Below are 22497 nucleotides of genomic sequence, written 5' to 3'. Positions count from 1 at the left end.
TGTAGTCATAGAACCCGACAAAAAAAGTGCGGGCATACGACACCCACACTTGTAAAATCTTAAGTAAGAAATACATTTACCTGTAAACTGCGAATGCGTCCATCAGGTGAGAAGCGGGTGCTTCTACTTGTTCCACAAAACAATATTCTATTATCCTTGATGAGTTTATCATAGGACATGACGTCTGTCAAGAAGACGCAATGTGTTTTACTAACAACAAGAAATATTGTAACAAACAACTAACATACTTGCAATACTTTTTTACGATAAGTGTTACATGGTTATTTTTTCTAATTCGCCTTACCTACATTACATAGAAAAGCCGCGGTATCCCGCGGCAATTTCTTATCGTTTTCCTTCTACTTTAATCATATCAACAAAAGCATCTAATGCGATTGTTTCTGATTTTTGTTCACCATATTTACGTACGTTTACGCCGTTTTCAGTTACTTCATTGTCACCTACTACAAGCATGTACGGAATTTTTTGCATTTGTGCTTCACGAATTTTGTAACCAATTTTCTCTTCACGAGTATCTAATTCAACACGGATACCAGCACGGCGTAATTCATCTTGCACTTTCTTCGCATAGTCTAAATGTACTTGCGGAGAAACTGGAATTACTTGTGCTTGAACTGGAGCTAACCAAGTTGGGAATGCACCTTTGTATTCTTCAATTAAGAAGGCTACGAAACGTTCCATAGTTGATACAACACCACGGTGAATTACAACTGGACGATGTTGTTTACCGTCTTCACCAACGTAAGCTAATTCAAAGCGTTCTGGAAGTAAGAAGTCTAATTGTACAGTTGAAAGTGTTTCGTCTTTTCCAAGAGCAGTACGAACTTGAACGTCAAGTTTTGGACCGTAGAATGCCGCTTCACCTTCAGCTTCATAGTAATCAAGACCCATTTCATCCATAGCTTCTTTTAACATACCTTGTGCTTTTTCCCACATCTCGTCATCAGCATAATACTTTTTAGTGTCTGCTGGGTCACGATAAGATAGACGGAATGAGTAGTTCTCTAAACCGAAATCTTTGTACACTTCTAGAGTTAAGTTTACAACACGTTTTAACTCTTCTTTAATTTGATCTGGGCGAACAAAAATGTGTGCATCGTTTAAAGTCATTCCACGTACACGTTGTAATCCAGATAACGCACCTGACATTTCATAGCGGTGCATTGTCCCAAGTTCCGCAATACGGATTGGTAATTCACGGTAGCTGTGAATATCGTTTTTATAAACCATCATGTGGTGAGGGCAGTTCATTGGACGAAGAACTAATTCTTCATTATCCATTTCCATTGATGGGAACATACCATCACGGTAGTGATTCCAGTGACCAGAAGTTTCATAAAGCTCTCTGCTTCCTAGTACTGGAGTGTATACGTGATCATAGCCTAAGCTAGCTTCTTTATCAACGATGTAACGCTCGATAATACGGCGAATTGTTGCACCTTTTGGTAACCAAAGTGGTAAACCTTGCCCTACTTTTTGGCTATTAGTAAATAGTTTTAATTCTTTACCTAATTTACGGTGATCGCGCTCTTTCGCTTCTTCAAGCATACGTAAGTGCTCATCTAATTCTGCTTTCTTAACGAATGCAGTACCGTAAATACGTTGTAGCATTTTATTATTGCTATCGCCGCGCCAGTAAGCACCCGCAACGCTTAATAATTTAAATACTTTAATTTTCCCTGTAGACGGAAGGTGAACACCACGGCAAAGGTCGAAGAATTCGCCTTGCTCATAGATTGAAATAACTGCATCTTCTGGAAGATCGTTAATTAAATCTAATTTTAACTCATCGCCGATTTCTTCAAAGCGACGAAGTGCTTCTGCACGTGGTACTTCATGACGAACGATTTCTAAGTTCTCGTTCACAATTTTTTGCATTTCTTTTTCGATTTTCTTGAAGTCTTCAACCGTAATTGCTTCTTCCATATCGATATCGTAGTAGAAGCCATTTTCAATTACTGGACCAATGCCAAGCTCAAGCTTAACATCTTTATATAAACGTTTTAATGCTTGTGCTAATAGGTGGGCTGTTGAATGGCGTAAAATGTATAAGCCATCTTCAGAATCTAATGTAATAATAGAAACTGCACCATCTTCTTCGATTGGTGTAACAAGATCAATCATCTCATCGTTTAATTTTCCAGCCACAGCTTTTTTCTTTAAGCCTGGGCTAATAGAAGCTGCGATTTCTTCAGTTGTTACGCCTTTTGGAAACTCCTTCACAGCTCCATCAGGGAAAGTAATTTTAACTACATCTGCCATCACTGGTCACTCCTCTTTTTTTTCAAAATAAAAAACACTCATCCCGTAAAAAGGGACGAGTGTTGAATTCGTGGTTCCACCCTTGTTCCAATTAACCTTATTGTTAATTGCTCAAGTTCAACATAACGGTGTTGTCCGTTAGCAATTACTAGAAAAACCGTTCACTGCTAAAGTTTAGAGGTGGTAAGTAATAATCCCGTACTAGGAAGCTCACACCCTAAGGCTTCCCTCTCTGAAAATCGTAGAAAACTACTCATGTCCTCATCATGACATTTCAATATATTTCATTTATGTAGGTAATTATATGCTCAAAAACTTAGAAAATCAAGGGCGTTACCTTTATTTTTTAATTTTTTCACATTGCGCTCAAACTCATGTAATCCATGTAATTGTACCCGCTCTTGAAATACATTTCGCAAAGTAATAATCATATTATGGTCTTGTTCTTTCGTATATAAATAAATTTTTTTCGGCGAAATAGAAAGAAGTGGTGCAATTACTTTCGTATCAATATATACATCCTTTTGCTTTAATAAGTCTTCATCTATATATTGAACCAATTTCTCTTGTTTTAAACGTCTACCTTTATCATCATAGAAAATAAAACTTTCATCAAAAATAAGATGCACACTGGACAACCGTGATTTTCGGCTACGTACTTGTTGCCGGAGCGTCTCAATAAACATTTGATATTCTTGTTCCAACTTATACTCATCAATCGCCACTTCAGCAATCTTAGCTACCATTTCCCTATATGTACGAAGACGAAAACGAACATATGATGAAAACGAGAACGAAAGCGGATCACAAAGCCAATTATTTAAAGAAGACTTAATATATGATTCGAATGCATGACGTGTTAATTCACGAGCAACCCCTTTTCTTCTTCCCTTTAATATCTCTTGTGCCATATGCAATATTTGATGACACTCTTCCTCTTCTTCATAAAAAAACTTTTCTTTTAAGATTGTATAAATCCACTCGTTTTGCTTTACATTCACAATGAAATATACCATTACTGGCAATAAAATCTTTTCAATATAATTCGATTCACATACTGGTATATGAATTACAATCTTTTGTTCCTGTAAATATACACTCGTTTCCTTATATAACAGTTCCGCTCTTTTCAGTAGCTGTCTATATACATGCATAGCATCATTTTTTTCTTCGAAGCAAATTTCAATCACTCTTGTCCCCCCTTTTATCCCTGCTCTAAAGGACTGTATCTATACGTTACAAATCCTATAAGAGTCCGTCCCGTGGAAGTTCACTCTTAGTAGAATTACAGTTCTTATCGCTAGAAAATCCACTCGATATGGCTTGCTAATTTTATATATATTAAGGGAGGGAGAAAAAAATGATACAAGCTACAATGAATTTTCCATAAGAACTTTTCGTTTTACAATTCACCTAGTCTGAAAAGTGTTCAAAACGAAAAAAGAGCAAGCTTCTCAGCTTGCTCTTTTACTTATGACGTCGGTTTTTCCCGCCAATTGGAATTGGTTTCGCTAAATATTTAATTCGTTCCATAATACGTGCTGCTTTCATTTGTTCTGCTTCACCACGTTGTGTATACGTTAAATGATGTTCCAATTCCTTGAAATCAAAGTTAGACGTAAAGAACGTCGGTAAGTTTTCTAACATACGGAATTGCAAAATTGCGCCAAGCACATCATCACGCACAAAGCTTGACATCGCTTCTGCTCCAATATCATCTAACATTAAAACTTGTACGCGTTTCACTGCATCAATCTTTTCCCCAATCGAATTATCTTGAATCGAACTTTTAATTTCACGTAGAAATTCAGGGAAGTATACGAGCATCGAACTTATTTTCTTTTGAGCAAGCTCATTCGCAATTGCTCCTAACAAATACGTTTTCCCTACACCAAATTTACCGTACAAATACAAACCTTGCACTTTTTTACCAGGTTCATATGTACTTAAAAATTCATTAGCTGCACCAATTGCATCAATACGTGCATCTAAATCTGAAGGGTCTAAGTTTTCCATCGTCGCTTGTAAAATGTCAGTTGGCATATATACACTTTGAACGAGTTTTTCATATTTCTTTCTCTCGTCATATGCTACTTTTCTAACGCAACGATCGTATTGAATATCAATCATCTTCCCTTGAATAACGAGCTTTGGCTCATATCCTTGCAGCATGTTTTTACACGAACCTAGATCCGGACAATCCGCACAACCTACACTTTGTCCAATATATTCGTATAACTTCACAAGGCTGCGCTCAATCATAGAAGTTGTTACTTCACCTTTATGTTCGTCTATAAATTCTTTCACACGCGGATGTGCCATTACTTCCGCCTTTAATACTTCATATCTATTTTTAAAATTTTTATTTTCCATTAACTTTGCAAATGAATTTTGAATATGCTCCATTTTCTCACCTCAAAGAGCGTTCATTCTCTTCTATTAATCACGCTTATATTTTTTCAACACTTCTTCTAGTCGTTTTCGTTCATCATCTAACGTACTTGCATCTTTTTTCTTATTTACATCTTTCTTCACTGTTTCTTTCTCTTGTTCTTTCGGCTCTTCTTTCAGCCAATCTGGCACCATTTCTTTTCGCACTGTTTTCCTCGAGGTACGGCCTTTTTTCTTCGTCTCAGCCCATTCTTGATATTGACGATTTTCTTCTTTCGCTAACGCCATTGCTTCAGCTACTGTACCGACCTTTTTACGTGCCCAATGCCCAGCAATCTTCTCCACATACGTTTTCGCAAGTTTCATATCTGAGCGTAGCATAACGTAATAAATAAGTACATTCACAACACCTGGCGTTAACTTTTGATTGATCATTACATCTTCAACGATTTGCAAGTCAGCCTTCGTCGCCTCTGCACCACCAGAAATTTCTTTCAATAGTTGTTTTGGTGAGATTTCCTCTAACTGTTGCATTAACATCTCTTCTTGTGTAGAAGGCTCTTTCTCTTTCATCACACGTGCAGCATGAGGCTGTACTCTTTCACTTAATACAGGTAACGCTTGACCATTTTCGAACTGATACCAATCACGTGCTCCTTTTCTAAGCCTTTCGATATCAATTGTCTGCATCTCTGTCACCGCACCAAGAACGATATTTTGCATCGATAACACATCTACATCATACACGTAAGCGAGTGTAATGACACATTCTCGCACTTGATCTGTAATCGCCTTTTTAGGGACAAGAGCGGACAAACCATCTACAAATAAGGAGAAATCAAAGAAATCATTCCAAACTTTTGGAGCGTCTCCCTTCTTGTTACTTGGCATCACTGTCGTTTTTGGAATACGAAGGTCCTCTTGCGCATGCTCAAGCTGTCCTGGATTAAACGAACCAAACACATCATTGAAAGAACGCGTAACATTCTCATAAGAAGCAAAATCAAATTCTTCTTCTAAGAAATATTGCTTTACTTGATTATATTTTGTCCGGCTCAATCGATTGTATAAAAAGATACTTAACACAATATCATCAAAAAATTGCTTTGGAGATAAAGGTGGTTGCAGCTCGTATATAAACATTCGAATATCTTTTTCTTTCTTAATATATACTTTTAAAAGCCCAATTGCCTCTAACTTTACTCGTTCCTCATATATTTCAGGAAGCTGCATTTGCATGGTCACCATAAGGGAATGATGTGTATTCTCTTTTCCAAATACACGATCTTGCTCTAACTCTCCCCATAGCGTCATGTACAAGCTAAAAGCTCTACTACCTATTAACGGCTGATACAACATCGTTAATACTTTTCGGTCGTAATTATGCAGTAACCCTTTCGCACTTACTTTATAACGATCAATTGGCAATAGCTCCATCCATGACTGTTTTTCCATTCTTGCTTTTCCTTTCTCTCATCCAATCTATACTCTACTTCATTCGTTCTATCTTCATTATATAATTTCTTAGCGAAAAAGAGCTATTAGCTTTCGCTTCTAGCTCTCTTATCTCATTACTTACGGTATGTAAGAGAATAAAATACAGCTTCTATTCTCTTTCTTTTTGCAGTATATCTTTTAATTCTTCAATAAATACATTTAAATCTTTAAATTGGCGATATACAGAAGCAAAACGTACGTAAGCAACATCGTCGATATCACGCAGTTCTTCCATAACAATTTCACCAATCATATCACTTTTCACTTCTGATATACCTAAATTACGAAGTTCACGTTCCACACTTTGAGTTACTTCTTCTAATTGCCTTAAAGATACTGGTCTTTTTTCGCACGCTTTAATTAAGCCGCGCAAAATCTTTTCTTTATTAAACTCTTCTCGTGTGCCTTCTTTTTTTACAACGATAAGAGGTGATTCTTCTACTCTTTCAAATGTCGTAAAGCGACTTAAACAACTTTCACACTCTCTCCTTCTTCGAATAGAGCGCCCCTCGTCTACCGGACGCGAATCTAACACTCTTGTACCATTATGAGAACAGGATGGACAACGCAATATATTCACTCCTTTACACTATACTCTTTATTTTTTCTCTACTTACTTCATCTACAATATATATACAGTATTATATAACTCATTCTAACTCTCTTACCACTTTAAGTTTCAGCACATTACTTTAACATCTCGTTTTTAAAAATAAGATGGTAGATGGGGTGATAACTTATTCGTAAGAGCTCAATTTATCTCACTAACGAGTACGTTATATGTTTCCTTTTTTATAAACTAAAAAAGAGGTGCATTATACACCTCTTTACATTTTAAATCAATTATGTTCTTTTTTAAAGAGCTTTTGTTTCTCTCTGCTTAATTTCGAAGCTACCAGTGCCTCGAGGAAGCTCGATGCTCTCACGCGTTTTCGCGTTTAAACCTTCTGCAATATATTCTGCAGCAACATTTGGATCAATACGATCCCCACAAGTATAAACATCAATACTTGCGTAACCGTGCTCCGGAAAGCTATGAATTGTTAAATGTGATTCCGAGATAATTACTACTCCACTTACACCTTGTGGTGCAAATTTATGGAAAGCAACCTCACGCACTTCAGCACCAGCTCTTAGTGCTGCATCCACAAATAATTGTTCAATATACGGCATGTCATTAAGCTTGTCGAAATCGCAATCCCAAAGTTCAGCGATCACGTGACGACCCATCGTATCCATAGTATCCATTCTACAGTTCCCCCTTGTAAATTTATTCTAACTGTTCGAATTGAAAACTAATTTGCAATTTGGCTTGCTCCACTACCACGGGGGAAAGTTAGTCCAGAGAGGTCCTAACCCTTTAAGTAGTGACTACGTACCTCAGCTCTTAAGTTTACGAGTGTTAGTATACTTTGTTTATTTTCATTTTGCAACAACAGTTTTTTCGATTTTCTGTCATATTTTCCTCTTTACTTTTCCCTAAAAAAAATAAACGATTCACAAATACAGTAATCACAACGTTTCGTGGTATGTCCACTTTCAAAAATATACTTATATAATTTTTTTCCTTTTCAGAAAAAAATAAAAAAAGAGGGCAAATATTCCCTTGCCCTCTCCCTTATTCACTTAAATATGTTGCACATTTTCTTGTTTCGCTAATTCTTCAACAACTAGCGTTACAAGATCTACAACACGACGAGAGTAGCCCCACTCGTTATCATACCAAGCAAGTACTTTCACTTTACGATCACCCATTACCATTGTAGATAAACCATCAATAATAGCTGAGTGTGTATTTGTATTAAAGTCAATAGATACTAAAGGTTCTTCACTGAATTCTACAATACCTTTTAACGCACCGTTTGCAACAGTTTTGAATGCTTCATTAATAGCTTCAACTGTCACATCACGTTTTACATCTACTACTAAGTCAACAAGAGACACGTTTGGTGTTGGTACACGAAGTGCCATACCATGAAGTTTTCCGTTTAAGTGCGGAAGAACTTTTGCAAGCGCTTTCGCGGCACCTGTCGTTGTCGGAATGATTGATTGTCCGCAAGCACGTGCTCTTCTTAAATCTTTATGTGGGTTATCAATATTTTTTTGGTCATTTGTATAAGCGTGAACAGTTGTCATTAAACCGTTTTCAATGCCAAACTGCTCATCTAACACCTTAACAACAGGCGCTAAACAGTTTGTTGTACAAGATGCATTTGAAATAACAGTATGTTTTGTAATATCTAATTGGTCTTCGTTCACACCAACTACAATTGTTACATCTTCATTCTTACCAGGCGCTGTTAAAATAACTTTTTTCGCTCCAGCTTCAACATGAAGAATTGCTTTTTCTTTTGAATTAAATTTACCAGTTGCTTCAATTACAACTTCAACACCTAAATCTGTCCAAGGCAATTCCTTTGGATCGCGGTTGTTTAAAAGGCGAATCATTTTCCCATCAACTAATAAGTGATCTTCAAATGCTTCTACTGTTCCGTCAAACTTGCCGTGAACTGTATCATATTTAATTAAATGTGCTAACGTTTCAGATGGATAGCTTGCATTGATTGCTACAATTTCGAATGCGCTTTCTTTTATTGCCTGACGAAATACCATTCTCCCAATACGTCCAAATCCATTAATTGCCACACGAGTCATAATATGTTATCCCCCTTGAATGCGTTATACTATTTATCTCCAATCCCAATAATAGTATAACACAAAAAGGGGATATGTCACTAAGCATTTTCATTAATTTCACAATTTTTTAGTCAATAATGTTCCAATTCTTTAAAATCACCTGTAATTGTGTTTTCGTTCCCATAATTGTGCCATCATTATTTATCACTTCATCTGCATTTTTCACTTTTTCTTCTAATGGCATCTGAGATTGAATACGAGCTGTTGCTTCTTCTTCCGAAAAATTATTTCGTTTCATTAAACGTTCTAATTGCGTATGCGACTTAACTGCTACAACTAAAACGCGGTCAACGAGACTTGTTAATTTACTTTCAAATAAGAGAGGAATATCTAAAACAACCGCTTGCGCACCTTCTTTTATGTACATTTCCTTTTGCCTATTCATTTCTTCACGCACTGCAGGATGAACAATTTTGTTTAACTGCAATCGTTTTTCTTCATTATAGAAAACGACACTTCCTAATTTTGGACGATCCAGTTCTCCATCTTCTTGTAATACTTCCGTTCCAAACACTTCTACAATTTTGTTATATGCTGGTTTTCCTCGTTCTACAACTTCTCGCGCAATAATATCTGCATCAATAACTGGTATACTCAGTTCACGAAACATTTGAGACACTGTACTTTTTCCACTTGCAATGCCTCCCGTTAATCCAATTACTACTGTCATCATAATCCTCCTCACAATATAAAAGGCGCGAAACTAATGTTCCACGCCCATACTTACATTTTCCAAATTCCAATAATAATGAGTAATACCCCAGGCAGGAATGTAAATTTTTGTAACCATTTCATATTTGATAAAACCGTTCCAAGTTTCATTCCAATAAATAAAAACAAAGAACTCATAACCGCAACTAATATCGCCATCATAGCGGGTGCATATCCTAATAAAGATGCACCAATTCCAGCACCGAACGAATCTACAGAAAGAGCGATACCAAGAAGCAATGCTTCTCCTGCAGAAATGGTACCTGATTTATCAAAATCTGCAACAGTCGGTTTCCGTAAAATTTGAATCACTAGCCCGAGTGAAGCAATTTCTAATTTCCAAACCTTCTCCTCTTGCTTCGGTTCTTCTTTTTTTTCACTTCGAAAAAATTGGTATAATACCCAAATTCCTATTCCAATAAGAACAAGCCCACCGATACGCGTTGCGATAACAGGTGAAAATACTTTCGCGATCATATGTCCAATTCCCATTGAAACAAGCATAACAGCCGCTGAACACATTCCGATAATTATAATTGATCTTAGTGGAATTCTTACGCTTCTTAAACCATATGTTAGCCCTACACTACAGCTATCTAAGCTTAATGTAAAAGCTAATAAAATAAGAGATAAATAAAGGTACATCGGTAAGCTCCTCCCTTATACATAGCTCTGCTGTATGTATATGACAAATGCCTATCCGATGTTATCTCTTTTCTATATTCTAGGCTGACAAATTGGGCAGTAATGCGTTCCTCTTCCGCCAACAACTGTTTTTTCTAATATCGTACCGCAAGTCACACACGGTTCTCCCTTTTTCCCATATACATTTAACAGTTCTTGGAATGAACCAATTTGCCCTTGCGAATTCATATACGTTCTAATGGTACTTCCGCCTCGCTTTACTGCTTCGCCTAGCGTTGTAACGATTGCTTCGTACACTCTTTCTATTTCTTCTTCCGTTAAAGACGCAGCTTCTCGTTCCGGATGAATTTGAGAACGGAATAAAACTTCATCTACATATATATTTCCAAGCCCTACTAAAAGACGCTGATCTAATAATACAACTTTAATTTTACGATTTGTCTTTTGCAATCTCTCTTGTAAATACTGCGGTGTCAATTCAGCATCAAATGGCTCTGGACCTAAGTCAGCAAGAGGCATTTGATTCAATTCTTCACCTTTCTTAAAGAGATGCATCGTACCAAACTTTCTCACATCTTTATAATGTAGTTCAGTTCCATCTGTAAATAAGAAACGGACGTGCGTATGCTTATCAATTGGCTCGTCCTCTTGATGCAGTAAAAACTTACCTTCCATACGCAAATGTGAAACAATAACATAATTCGTTACATATAAAAGCAAAAACTTTCCTCTTCGCTTTATATTTTCAATCTTTTCGCCTCTTAGCATTTCTTTAAAGATTTCTACATCATCTGGTCGTTTTACTATTTTGGGATAGGTAACAATGACATCTTCAATTGTTTTTCCTGTCACAAGATTTTCAAGTGTCCGTCTGACGTTTTCAACCTCTGGTAATTCAGGCATTTCATCACTTCCTTATTTTGCGTCGTACCAAGTTGGACCGTAAGAATAATCAACTTTCAGCGGAACTACGAGTTCAATCGCATGCTCCATTACTTCTGGTACAAGCTTCTCTAATTTTTCAATTTCTTCTTTTGGTGCTTCAAATATCAATTCATCGTGTACTTGCAGAAGTAGACGCGCCTGTAATCCTTCTTCTTCTAGACGGTCTGCCATAATAATCATCGCTTTTTTAATAATATCTGCCGCAGTCCCTTGAATTGGTGTATTCATAGCCGTACGCTCAGCAAAGCTTCGTAAATTGAAATTACGACTCGTAATTTCCGGAATATAACGGCGGCGATTTAATAATGTAGCCACATATCCTTTTTGTTTCGCATCTTTTACGATGTCACTCATGTATTCTTGTACACCAGGGAAACTTTCTAAATACTTTTCAATAAATTCCGCTGCTGCTTTTCTTGTAATTCCTAAGTTTTGTGAAAGACCATAATCACTAATACCATACACAATTCCGAAATTAACAGCTTTCGCTTGTCGTCTCATATTCGACGTTACTTCATCTTTTTCAACGCCAAATACATCCATCGCTGTTTTCGTATGAATATCCATATCATGTTGGAACGCTTCAACTAGCCCTTTATCATTTGCAATATGAGCTAATACGCGAAGTTCAATTTGTGAATAATCTGCCGCGTACATAATCCATCCTTCTTCTGATGGAACAAATGCCTGACGAATCTTTCTTCCTTCTTCTAATCGAATCGGGATATTTTGTAAGTTCGGATCCGTTGAACTTAATCGACCCGTTTGCGTTAATACTTGATTGAAACGAGTATGGATTTTAGATGAATCTTCATGTACAACTTTTAATAAACCTTCAATATAAGTTGAATTTAGTTTCCCTAATTGACGATAATGTAAAATGTTTGGAATGATTTCATGGCGATCCATAAGCTTTTCTAGTACATCAGCTGACGTAGAATAACCTGTTTTCGTCTTTTTAATAACTGGTAAGTTTAAGTTCTCAAACAGAATAACACCAAGCTGCTTCGGTGAATTAATATTAAATTCTGTTCCTGCAAGCTTATAAATTTCCTGTTCCATTTCCTTTAATCTACCTGCAAGTTCTTCTCCCATATTACGAAGACGCTCTGTATCAACTTTTACACCTTTTACTTCCATATCAGCTAATACACGTGCAAGTGGTAATTCTAACTCTGTAAACAGTTCATATTGCTCATTCTTTTCTAACTCTTCAACGAATGTTTGCTTTACATCATATAATACATGCACTTTACGAGCTACATGCTCCGCTACTACTTCTAACTCTGGAACAGCACGCTTCGCGCCTTTTCCGTAAACTTCTTCATCCGATTTCACAGCATGCGTTTCTTTCATTTTCGCTACAGTACGGAAATCTTTATCTGTGTCAGCCGGGTCAAGTAAATAAGCAGCGATTAATAGATCAAAGTCAATCCCTTGCATATCTATCCCATTCCATTTAAGCGCAACAATCGCACGCTTCGCATCAAATGTATGCTTTCTCATTTCTCCATTTGCAAGCCATGCTTTGAAAGCATCCGATGCAAATGCAATATCCTTCTGAATAAAGTAACAGCCGTTTTCATTTTGAATACCAAAACCTTGAATATCTGCTTTATGATAGTTATCTTCTTGTACTTCAACAATAAGCGCACTATCTTGCTGAAGCATTTCTTCTGTAACTTCTTCCACAATATCAAATGTAATATCATCTAATTCCGCTGGAGCCGTTTCTTCTGGCGTAACACCTAATTTATTTAAAAGAGATGTAAATCCTAAATTCTCGAACATTGGAATCACATCACTTGCTTCATACCCTTTATACTCCATATCATCCACATGCACAGTAATTGGTGCATCTGTAATAATCGTTGCAAGATCTTTACTCATAAGAGCTTGGTCTTTATTTGCTTCCAGTTTTTCTTTTAATTTCTTCCCACTCACTTGATCTATATTTTCATACACTGCTTCAACCGTTCCAAACTGTGTTAACAATTTAATCGCAGTTTTTTCACCAACTCCTGGTACACCCGGAATATTATCTGACTGGTCTCCCATTAAACCTTTCATATCGATAATTTGCTTTGGTGATAAGCTGTATTTCTCAAATAAAGCTTCCGTCGTATATTCATCCACTTCTGTAATCCCTTTTCGAGGAATACATACAAGCGTGTTATCAGAAACCAGTTGAAGTAAATCCTTATCTCCTGAAATAACTTTTACATTTGCCCCTTGTTCACTCGCTTCTTTCGCTAACGTTCCCATAATGTCATCCGCTTCATAATTTTCTAATTCATAACGCGGTACATTGAATGCATCAAGCATCTCACGAATAAACGGGAATTGTTCTGATAATTCAGGTGGAGTCTTTTGACGTCCTCCTTTATAATCACTATACGTTTTATGACGGAACGTTGTTTTACCCGCATCAAACGCTACTAACATATGCGTCGGTTTTTCTTCCTCTAATATTCTCATTAACATCATTGTAAAACCGTAAATTGCGTTCGTATGTATACCTTTGTCGTTATTTAAAAGCGGTAGTGCAAAGAAAGCACGATACGCGATATTATTACCATCTACTAATACGACTTTTTTTTCCAAATCAGAAACCTCCCCATACAAATTTGAAATGGTTTTTTTCACAGAAAAAAACCGTTCCTTTCCTTTCTCTATATTAACATGACTAATAGAGAGAAGAAAAATAACGGCTATTTTCTATCATATATAAAAACGTTTACTAACATAAAAGGGAAGTGACGAGAACAGCATAACTATTCTCGTCCAAAATTACTCCTTGGATGAAGGGGTTTTCATGTATTATATTAACAGAGCTTTATTAATATTTAATTAAGCCATTGTTAATATATTGTAAACATCCTTCATCCTATTTTTCAGTTGCTGATTTCGGTAAAACAACTGTAAATGTTGTCCCTTCCCCAACTTCACTATCTACTGTAATCATACCGTGATGCGCCTCAACTAAATGCTTTACAATCGATAATCCAAGACCTGTACCACCAGTATTTCTACTTCTCGCTTTATCCACTCGGTAAAAGCGTTCAAAAATACGTGGAATTTCATCTTTACTAATACCAATTCCAGTATCTGACACTTTTATATAAGCATTATATTTATCTTCTGCTAATTCTACAGAAACAACGCCTCCAGCCGGCGTATATACGATTGCGTTATTCATTAAATTAATAAAGATTTGCTTCAAACGACTTGGATCTCCAATGACAGAGACACGTTTTAGCGCATTTACTTGTAAAGAGATTTCTTTTTCTCCCGCTTTGTTATCAAGCACCATATGAATGTCTTCAAGAAGTCCCTTCATATCAACGGTCCCCATACTCAATTTAAATCCTTGTTGCTCAATCTTTGATAAATCTAATAAATCTTCAATTAATCCTTGCATGCGTTCACTTTCTTTTAGAATAATGTGTAAGAAATGTTCGCAGAATTTCTTATTATCCATCGCTCCATCCAAGAGCGTTTCTGAAAAACCTTTAATAGAAGTAATCGGTGTCTTTAGTTCATGAGAAACATTCGCTAAAAAGTCTTTTCTCATTTGTTCTAATTTCTTTAGCTCAGTAATGTCATGGAATACAAGGACAATTCCTTTCCATTCATGGTTCGTCCCAATAATCGGTGCTCCATATACTTCGAAATGCTTTCGCTCAATCCCAAGCGGCAATAACATTTGTTTACGCACTTTCACTTCTGTCATAAAGATTTCTTCCACGAGCTCGATAATTTCTGTATGATGAAACGACTCATAATATAAACGATCTAAATATTCTTCATCTGTTACGTGGAAAGTCTCCTTATACGAACGGTTTACAAGGTTTATATAACCGCGGCTATCAATTAAAATCATTCCGCTTCCCATATTTTCAATTAACGTATGTAGACGATCTTGTTGCATTTCTTGTTCAAGTGTCATCTCTTGTAAATTACGAGCTAAAATATTAATCGCTTTACTTAACATTCCCGTTTCATCAGAATGACTTTCATAAGCGCGTGCTTTATAATTGCCCTTCGCTAATTCAATAGCCACTTTCGTAACCGATTCAATCGGCCTAATATATTGCCCTGTAATTTTCATACCTAAAAATACGACGACGAGACACGCGATAACAAATCCGATAATTAATAATCCCCACGTTTTTTGATGAACGGCTTTCAAAGGCTCAATTGTACTTTTCACCAAAATATACCCTTGTTTCCCTGCTACATCTTGAACGAACACCGCATGGTAAAATTCATTATTCTGATCTGTTTCTTTCGTAATGACTTTATTCCTTTGTTTCATTGTTTCAGAAGAAAGTTCTTTAATTATCTCTTGGCTAAACGCAGACTGTTCTCCGCCGCTATATTGAACTTTCTTTTTTTCATCTACAAATGCAATAGAAGCCTGTATTTTTTCTTCTAACTTTTCAAATACATATGGATTTTTTAAAACATCATCAAAACCTTGTTCTTCTGCTAATACCGCAACATACTCTGTCTCTTTTATCATTCTCTCTTTTGCATGATCAATATAGTAGTTTTCAAACACGGTTTCCAGCAATAAACCGAGTCCGACTAAAATAAACACAATAAGAGAAACAAATGTAAAAAGAAGCCTGGAACGAAATTTATTCATCCCCTTTTGGCTCCTCTAATTTATATCCTAAACCACGTATCGTTTTAATGTACGTCGGTTTTTTCGTATTTTGTTCAATTTTATCGCGCAAATGGCTAATATGAACGTCAACAATTCGTGTATCACCAGCAAAATCATAGTTCCATACAGCACTTAATAATTGATCACGTGTCAACACGCGACTTTTATTTTTCGCAAGATAAACAAGTAATTCAAATTCTTTTGGTGTTAATTCAAGCTTTCTTCCTTGGAAATAAGCCTCATAAAATTCCGGCAAAATTTTAAGTTCAGCAAGTGTGATGCTCTCTTCATCTGACGTTTCTGCAACTTGTTCTTCTTGTTGTAATTTCGTGCGGCGCAAAATTGCCTTCACACGTGCAACAACTTCCCTTGGGCTAAATGGCTTCGTCATATAATCATCTGCCCCAAGTTCAAGACCTAGCACCTTATCAAATTCATCATCTTTTGCTGTTAACATTAGAATTGGCGTCATAACGCGCTGCAATCGTAATTCTTTACACACTTCCATACCATCCATTTTCGGAAGCATTAAATCTAATATAATTAAATCTGGGCGTTCTGTTGTCGCTTTTTGAAGCGCCATTTCTCCATCCATAGCTGTTATCACTTCAAACCCAGCTTGTTGTAAATTAAATTCAATTAAAGTTAAGATAAACTCCTCATCATCAACTACTAAAATACGATTGTTCATTCTTTTCCTCCAAGTTATAGACTTGAAACCTTCTTCATCCTAGTATTTTCCCCGTTATTCTCATCATACTAGAAAACAAGGTCCCTCTCAATATAATTGTCTATTCATGGATTCAGATTGTTCTATCGTTATTACTCATTCACTCCAATTAACGTGTTGTTATCCATACTTTATACACCTCTATATTTTCATTAAATTCTACTTCCGTATGAATATTGAATTCTCGATTTTTCGCTAGAAAAAACGCAAGAGCATACGCTATTTTATAATCTAGTGTTTCATATCCATCAAATACTCTTCCATACATTTCATTCACGACCCCGTCTGCCCACACTTCAGCTTCTCTTATCGTATCAAAGAAAACGTCCTCTCTTTTCCATCTCACCTTAAAAACCACTTCTTTCATTGACTTCAATTACCGATGAATATATTATTAATTTAAATATATAAATAAATACGATTCGAGGGCTATTATGCGAGTATTACTACCTATTTTAACTTTAGTAGTAACATGTTTCCTTACTTTTAACGTACCAAGCTGGGATACGATTAAAACAGGTTGTTCAGAATTTGTCGAAGGTTTTAAAGAAGGATTTTTCAACTAAAAATAGCGCTAGCCCCTTATAATAAGGTATGCTAGCGCTATTCATATTTTCATGTTTTAAAAATTATCTAATGCTTTTTCCATAATAGAAACTGATTTAAAAGGCGGCGTTACTGTTAAAGCACCTTTTACAACCGTTTCCCCTTTTTCATCATGAGCAGATACAAGCATATCAATTGTATGTTCCTCCTCAGAAACAGCCACAACTTCAAAGTGGATTTGTAACGTTTCATAATGGTGAACATGCTTCACGAACGTAAGGTCCTTCCTCGTAATATGGCTACCTGGACCTGGTAAATATTTCGTAACTGCCGTTGTAATCATTCCAGTTAGCATAATGCTTGGTACAATCGGCTTTTCATACGGAGTTTGGGATGCGTAATCATGCTGAATATATAATGGATTGGCATCATTCGTTAACCCTAAGTACAATAACAAATCTTTATCCTCAATTTTTTCAGTGATAGATAATTTCTCTCCTACTGTAATTTCATCCATTCTACGACCAATTTGAACTTTTTTCTTTAACATGTTACAACCCCCTCCGATTTTTTCACCTTATTATCCTACTAAAAGCGATACCTTATCCGAAATTTACTATGATGAGGGCAATGTATAGTATAAATCTATAGTTTCATTATAGGATACATTAAATGATAGCGTTTTCATGTTATTTCAAAAAAACATTTGAGTAAATAGTAGAAAAAGATTCGGGGCCCCGAATCTTTTTCCAATTATATTTAATTATTAAACAAGAACCTTCATAACATTACGTACAGATTCTACAGAACGATCTAACGCTTCTTTTTCATCTGCAAGAAGTTCTAATTCAATAATTTTTTCAATTCCGTTACCACCTAGAATTACTGGTACCCCTAAGTAAAGGTCGCTATAACCGTATTCACCTTCAAGGTACGCAATAGCCGGTAATACACGGCGTTGATCTTTTAAGATTGCTTCTGTCATTTCAACTAAAGAAGCAGCTGGTGCGTAATATGCACTACCGTTTCCTAGTAAGCCTACAATCTCGCCGCCACCTTTACGGGTACGTTCTACGATTGCTTCTAAACGCTCTTTCGGAATTAACGTTTCTAACGGAATGCCACCTGCATAAGAATAACGTACAAGAGGTACCATATCGTCACCGTGTCCACCAAGAACAAATCCTGTAATGTCTTTCACAGAAAGATTTAATTCTTGCGCGATGAATGTACGGAAACGAGCTGTATCTAACACGCCCGATTGACCGATAACACGCTCTTTCGGGAATCCAGCTTCTTTAAATACAGAATATGTCATTGCATCAACTGGATTTGTTAATACAACAATAATCGCATTTGGTGAATGTTTTGCAATGTCGCGCGTAATACTTTTCATAATTTTAGAGTTTGTTGCTACTAAGTCATCACGGCTCATACCAGGCTTACGTGCAATACCTGCTGTAATAACGACAACGTCAGAATCAGCAGTATCTGCGTAATCAGATGTTCCAATAATGTTAGCATCAAAACCTTGTACTGGGCTCGCTTCTAACATATCTAACGCTTTCCCTTTTGTTGGATTTTCCAGTTGTGGAATGTCCACTAATACAACATCTGCAAGTTCTTTTTGCGCTAATAAGAATGCTGTTGTTGCTCCTGTAAATCCTGCACCGATGACTGAAACTTTCTTGCGTTTGATTGTCATAATTTACCCCCCGCTTTAATTATGCGTTTTTGATTATCGCTACATCCATGTTTTTAATAAGTTCATTAGCGAACTCAGAACATTTCACTTCTGTTGCACCTTCCATTAAGCGTGCGAAATCATAAGTTACTACTTTTGAAGCAATTGTTTTCTCAACTGAAGCAGTTACTAATTTCGCAGCTTCGTTCCATCCTAAGTGCTCTAATAATAATACACCAGAAAGAAGAACTGAAGATGGGTTTACTTTATCTAAACCTGCATATTTTGGAGCTGTACCATGTGTAGCTTCAAAGATAGCATGTCCAGTTACATAGTTAATGTTTGCACCAGGTGCAATACCAATTCCACCTACTTGTGCAGCAAGTGCATCAGAGATATAGTCTCCATTTAAGTTCATTGTTGCAACAACATCGAACTCACGTGGACGAGTTAAAATTTGTTGTAAGAAGATGTCTGCAATAGAATCTTTTACGATGATTTTTCCAGCCACTTCAGCGTCTGCCATCGCTTTATTCGCTACATCTTTGCCATCTTTCTCAACGATGCGGTCATATTCAGCCCAAGTGAATACTTTGTCGCCGAATTCTTGTTCCGCTACTTCGTAACCCCAGTTTTTGAAAGCACCTTCTGTAAATTTCATAATGTTTCCTTTATGAACTAATGTAACAGAAGAGCGTTTTTCGTTAATTGCATATTGAATTGCAGCACGAACAAGACGCTTTGTCCCTTCTTCTGAGATTGGTTTAATACCAATACCAGATGTTTCTGGGAAGCGGATTTTATTAACACCCATTGCTTCTTTTAAGAAAGCAAGAACTTTTTCTGCTTCTGGAGATCCTTGTGCGTATTCAATTCCAGCATAAATGTCTTCTGTATTCTCACGGAAAATAACCATATCAGTATCTTCCGGACGTTTTACAGGTGAAGGAACGCCTTCAAAATAACGAACTGGACGTAGACATACATATAAATCTAATTCTTGACGAAGTGCTACGTTTAGAGAACGAATACCACCGCCAACTGGAGTTGTAAGTGGACCTTTAATCGCGATTAAATATTCACGGATTAAATTTAAAGTTTCTTCTGGTAACCACTCGCCTGTTTGGTTGAATGCTTTTTCCCCTGCAAGCACTTCTTTCCAAACGATTTTCTTCTCACCATCATAAGCTTTTTCAACTGCTGCTTCTAGTACACGAGATGCAGCTGCCCAAATATCAGGACCAATTCCATCTCCTTCGATAAATGGAATAATCGGATTGTTTGGTACATTCATAACACCATTAGTTACAGTAATTTTTTCACCTGTCGTCAATGTGATAACCCCCATGTTTGAAATTTCATATGTATGAAACTGAGGGAATAACCCCTCAGTTCAAACCGTTAGTCAAATTAAAATATTCTAATCATTACATCTTCCCAAAAAAATCAGACTTTTGAAAGCGTATTTTCACTATCGAAATAGTGTTTTTCGCTTATCGTTGTGCAATTGGAACGTACACTTGATGTGTTGGTCCATTATAATCAGCACGCGGACGGATTAAACGGTTGTTTTCATATTGTTCTAGAATATGAGCTAACCAGCCTGACATACGGCTAATTGCAAAGATAGGTGTAAATAAGTCATGGTCAATTCCTAAACAATGGTATACAGAAGCTGAATAGAAATCAACATTTGGTGGAAGACCTTTTTCTTTTGTTACAATGTCTTCAATTTTGATAGACATATTATACCATTTGTCTTCTCCTAAAAGCACGCATAATCTCTTAGACATTTCGCGTAAATGTTTTGCTCGCGGATCACCCTGCTCATATACACGGTGGCCAAAGCCCATGATTTTCACTTTATTTTGAAGAGCATTATGAATATATGATTCTACATTTTCTTCTTCGCCAATTTCAGTTAACATCTTCATTACATTTTCATTTGCCCCGCCGTGAAGAGGACCTTTTAACGCACCGATTGCTGCTGTAATACCAGAATATACATCTGAAAGTGTAGCTACACAAACGCGTGCAGTAAATGTAGAAGCGTTTAACTCATGATCTGCGTGAAGGACAAGTGCCTTATCAAAAGCTTCAATTTCAACTTCATTTGGCTCGCGATCATTTAACATGTACAAGAAGTTTGCAGCTAATGATAAATCGTTTCTAGGCTCAACAACATCTAAACCTTTACGAATTCTTGCATAAGCAGCAACTAAAGTTCCCACTTGAGCCTGTAATTTAACCGCTTTCAAATAATTGGACTTTTCATCCATAATTTCAGCGCTCTCATCGTATAATGATAGCATGGAAATTGCAGTTCGTAAAACAGACATCGGATGTGCGATCTTTAAATCTACTTGTTTCAAATATGTTAAAATCTCACCTGGAACTTTATAGTATTCCGATACAGTTTCTTTAAATTTCGCTAATTCTTGTTCGTTAGGAAGCTTGCGATGCCATAATAAGTACACTACTTCTTCAAATGTAGCATTCTCCGCTAAATCATCAATATTATACCCAACATAAGTTAATGTATCATCAATAATAGAGCTCACAGATGATGTTGTTGCTACTACCCCTTCTAAACCTCGAATAACAGTCATGACATTCTCTCCTTTTCCTGAAAATTCTCCCAACCTTGCTCCTTATATCTATTTGCTCCCCTTTTGAATTATGAACGCCCGTTCACTCTTTAGGCAAGCAAAATGCACGATCATGCAAATTTGTTGCGATGTTCCCCTCTTATTGTCCATTGTCTACATGGAAAGCATGAGCGTGAATGTCTCCCCGAATCCTCACGCTCAAAAAAACAAGTTAGTGAGGAAAATAAATTCCGAAGAGTTTTATGATAAAAACAACATAAAACAATATCATTATAAAATTGTTTTATGTTGTTTTTATTTTATCTGGTGTAAAGTCTCTGCTGTTATGTAACTTTTCAAAGTTTCTAATCCTATTATAAACAATTATCTGACTTTTGTGAACAGAAAGAATTCAAAATTTTTATATTACTATAAAATTCCTTATTTAAACATCTGTATAATACTCATAATCGCATAGGCAATTCCAGCCCCAATTAATGGACCGACAGCAACTCCATTAAATAAAGCAACCGCTATAATTGTCCCGAAAACGAGCGCAGTTGTAATATGAGGATCCGTCGTCAATAATTGCACGCCGCCTTTCGCTAACAAAGCAACCGCTACCCCTGAGGCTAAAGTAATCCATGCATAATACGATTTCGCCGCTTCTCCAAGTTGTTTAAAACCTATTTCCCCCGTCGCAATCGGTACGAGCACTGCTATTGTAATAACTGTAACACCGAGGTTAATCCCTTTCGTTTGTAGATAAGGAAAGACTTTATCTCCTAGAAACGTAAACTTCAATAAAAATAACACACCAATAGCTACAGTAAGCGATTGGTTTTTCGCAATAAGTCCGATAATAAGTATTATGAATAAAAATAACGTTGACTGACTAATCATGTTTGCACTTCCTTTCTGAAAATAATGAACTCATTTCCAAACAAAAATACCTTTAAACTTATCGTTATACATGCTATATCGATGTATATTCAACAGTAACCACTTCATTTTTTTATGTATTTTAAAATGAAAAACTGAGACTTTTACCATCAAAAATTTAAGCATGTATACATTTTTTTAAAACAATTGTCTCTCCTTTCTTTTC

Annotated in this window: 20 protein-coding genes and 2 other annotated features; of the genes, 1 reads left to right on the top strand and 19 read right to left on the bottom strand. The window is 36.4% G+C overall.

Translation table 11 applies throughout. From position 1 onward, the window contains the following. Positions 1–14: 14 nt before the first annotated feature. Positions 15–135: a sequence feature (ribosomal protein L20 leader region), on the bottom strand. 210 nt (positions 136–345) lie between these two features. The 14 genes from thrS to ACUN28_RS06145 form a co-directional block, all read right to left on the bottom strand. Continuing rightward, positions 346–2283, bottom strand: a complete 1938-nt coding sequence (gene thrS / locus ACUN28_RS06210; protein ID WP_000786076.1) for a threonine--tRNA ligase — start codon at positions 2281–2283, stop codon at positions 346–348. Between the two features lie 48 nt (positions 2284–2331). Then, positions 2332–2560 (bottom strand) — a binding site (T-box leader). A 31-nt stretch (positions 2561–2591) separates the two neighbouring features. Beyond that, positions 2592–3473 (bottom strand): putative sporulation protein YtxC, encoded by an 882-nt coding sequence (ytxC, locus tag ACUN28_RS06205; protein WP_016136839.1) that lies wholly within the window; start codon positions 3471–3473, stop codon positions 2592–2594. A gap of 277 nt (positions 3474–3750) precedes the next feature. Beyond that, entirely contained in the window at positions 3751–4689 is a 939-nt protein-coding gene (dnaI, locus tag ACUN28_RS06200; RefSeq protein ID WP_016086012.1) for a primosomal protein DnaI, read from the bottom strand. Between the two features lie 33 nt (positions 4690–4722). Next, positions 4723–6129, bottom strand: a complete 1407-nt coding sequence (locus ACUN28_RS06195) for a replication initiation and membrane attachment family protein (protein WP_016135430.1) — start codon at positions 6127–6129, stop codon at positions 4723–4725. 151 nt (positions 6130–6280) lie between these two features. After that, a complete protein-coding gene (nrdR, locus tag ACUN28_RS06190; RefSeq protein ID WP_001203687.1) occupies positions 6281–6742 on the bottom strand; it encodes a transcriptional regulator NrdR in 462 nt (153 codons plus the stop codon). Positions 6743–7026: 284 nt separating this feature from the next. Further along, positions 7027–7410: an adenosylmethionine decarboxylase gene (gene speD, locus ACUN28_RS06185; RefSeq protein WP_002003660.1), complete on the bottom strand. Its 384-nt coding sequence runs from the start codon at positions 7408–7410 to the stop codon at positions 7027–7029. Between the two features lie 387 nt (positions 7411–7797). Next, positions 7798–8826, bottom strand: a complete 1029-nt coding sequence (locus ACUN28_RS06180) for a glyceraldehyde-3-phosphate dehydrogenase (protein WP_000198979.1) — start codon at positions 8824–8826, stop codon at positions 7798–7800. A gap of 109 nt (positions 8827–8935) precedes the next feature. Then, positions 8936–9538 carry a dephospho-CoA kinase gene (gene coaE, locus ACUN28_RS06175; RefSeq protein ID WP_016086010.1) on the bottom strand — a complete coding sequence of 201 codons (603 nt, stop codon included), beginning with the start codon at positions 9536–9538 and terminating at the stop codon, positions 8936–8938. A gap of 53 nt (positions 9539–9591) precedes the next feature. After that, positions 9592–10224: a sporulation membrane protein YtaF gene (gene ytaF / locus ACUN28_RS06170; protein WP_000281744.1), complete on the bottom strand. Its 633-nt coding sequence runs from the start codon at positions 10222–10224 to the stop codon at positions 9592–9594. Between the two features lie 72 nt (positions 10225–10296). Continuing rightward, positions 10297–11127: a DNA-formamidopyrimidine glycosylase gene (gene mutM, locus ACUN28_RS06165; RefSeq protein WP_016086009.1), complete on the bottom strand. Its 831-nt coding sequence runs from the start codon at positions 11125–11127 to the stop codon at positions 10297–10299. 12 nt (positions 11128–11139) lie between these two features. Then, on the bottom strand, positions 11140–13773 hold the full coding sequence (polA, locus tag ACUN28_RS06160; RefSeq protein ID WP_016086008.1) for a DNA polymerase I: 2634 nt from the start codon (positions 13771–13773) through the stop codon (positions 11140–11142). Positions 13774–14056: 283 nt separating this feature from the next. Next, a complete protein-coding gene (phoR, locus tag ACUN28_RS06155; protein WP_016086007.1) occupies positions 14057–15820 on the bottom strand; it encodes a sensory box histidine kinase PhoR in 1764 nt (587 codons plus the stop codon). Beyond that, positions 15813–16532 carry a two-component system response regulator PhoP gene (gene phoP, locus ACUN28_RS06150; RefSeq protein WP_016086006.1) on the bottom strand — a complete coding sequence of 240 codons (720 nt, stop codon included), beginning with the start codon at positions 16530–16532 and terminating at the stop codon, positions 15813–15815. Before phoP ends, phoR begins: the two co-directional genes overlap by 8 nt. Before the next feature lie 148 nt (positions 16533–16680). Beyond that, complete coding sequence (locus ACUN28_RS06145) at positions 16681–16917, bottom strand: hypothetical protein (protein WP_033659780.1); 237 nt, start codon at positions 16915–16917, stop codon at positions 16681–16683. A gap of 88 nt (positions 16918–17005) precedes the next feature. On the opposite strand from ACUN28_RS06145, the gene ACUN28_RS06140 reads away from it, so the two are divergent. Then, positions 17006–17137: a hypothetical protein gene (locus ACUN28_RS06140; protein WP_016086004.1), complete on the top strand. Its 132-nt coding sequence runs from the start codon at positions 17006–17008 to the stop codon at positions 17135–17137. 56 nt (positions 17138–17193) lie between these two features. Here ACUN28_RS06140 and ACUN28_RS06135 read toward each other — a convergent pair whose 3' ends face one another. The 5 genes from ACUN28_RS06135 to ACUN28_RS06115 all read right to left on the bottom strand — a co-directional run bounded on the left by ACUN28_RS06135 (position 17194) and on the right by ACUN28_RS06115 (position 22292). Continuing rightward, positions 17194–17667 carry a MaoC family dehydratase gene (locus ACUN28_RS06135; RefSeq protein WP_016086003.1) on the bottom strand — a complete coding sequence of 158 codons (474 nt, stop codon included), beginning with the start codon at positions 17665–17667 and terminating at the stop codon, positions 17194–17196. A gap of 216 nt (positions 17668–17883) precedes the next feature. Then, on the bottom strand, positions 17884–18822 hold the full coding sequence (gene mdh / locus ACUN28_RS06130) for a malate dehydrogenase (RefSeq protein WP_000153232.1): 939 nt from the start codon (positions 18820–18822) through the stop codon (positions 17884–17886). Positions 18823–18841: 19 nt separating this feature from the next. Continuing rightward, a complete protein-coding gene (gene icd, locus ACUN28_RS06125) occupies positions 18842–20134 on the bottom strand; it encodes an NADP-dependent isocitrate dehydrogenase (RefSeq protein ID WP_016086002.1) in 1293 nt (430 codons plus the stop codon). Between the two features lie 160 nt (positions 20135–20294). Next, entirely contained in the window at positions 20295–21443 is a 1149-nt protein-coding gene (gene citZ / locus ACUN28_RS06120) for a citrate synthase (RefSeq protein ID WP_016086001.1), read from the bottom strand. 387 nt (positions 21444–21830) lie between these two features. Beyond that, positions 21831–22292 (bottom strand): DUF441 domain-containing protein, encoded by a 462-nt coding sequence (locus ACUN28_RS06115; RefSeq protein ID WP_445423358.1) that lies wholly within the window; start codon positions 22290–22292, stop codon positions 21831–21833. Positions 22293–22497 lie beyond the last annotated feature (205 nt).

The sequence above is a fragment of the Bacillus sp. WC2507 genome (genome assembly GCF_052656125.1).
The sequence above is the reverse complement of the archived record's forward strand: the minus strand, read 5'-3'. Positions and strand labels throughout refer to the sequence as shown.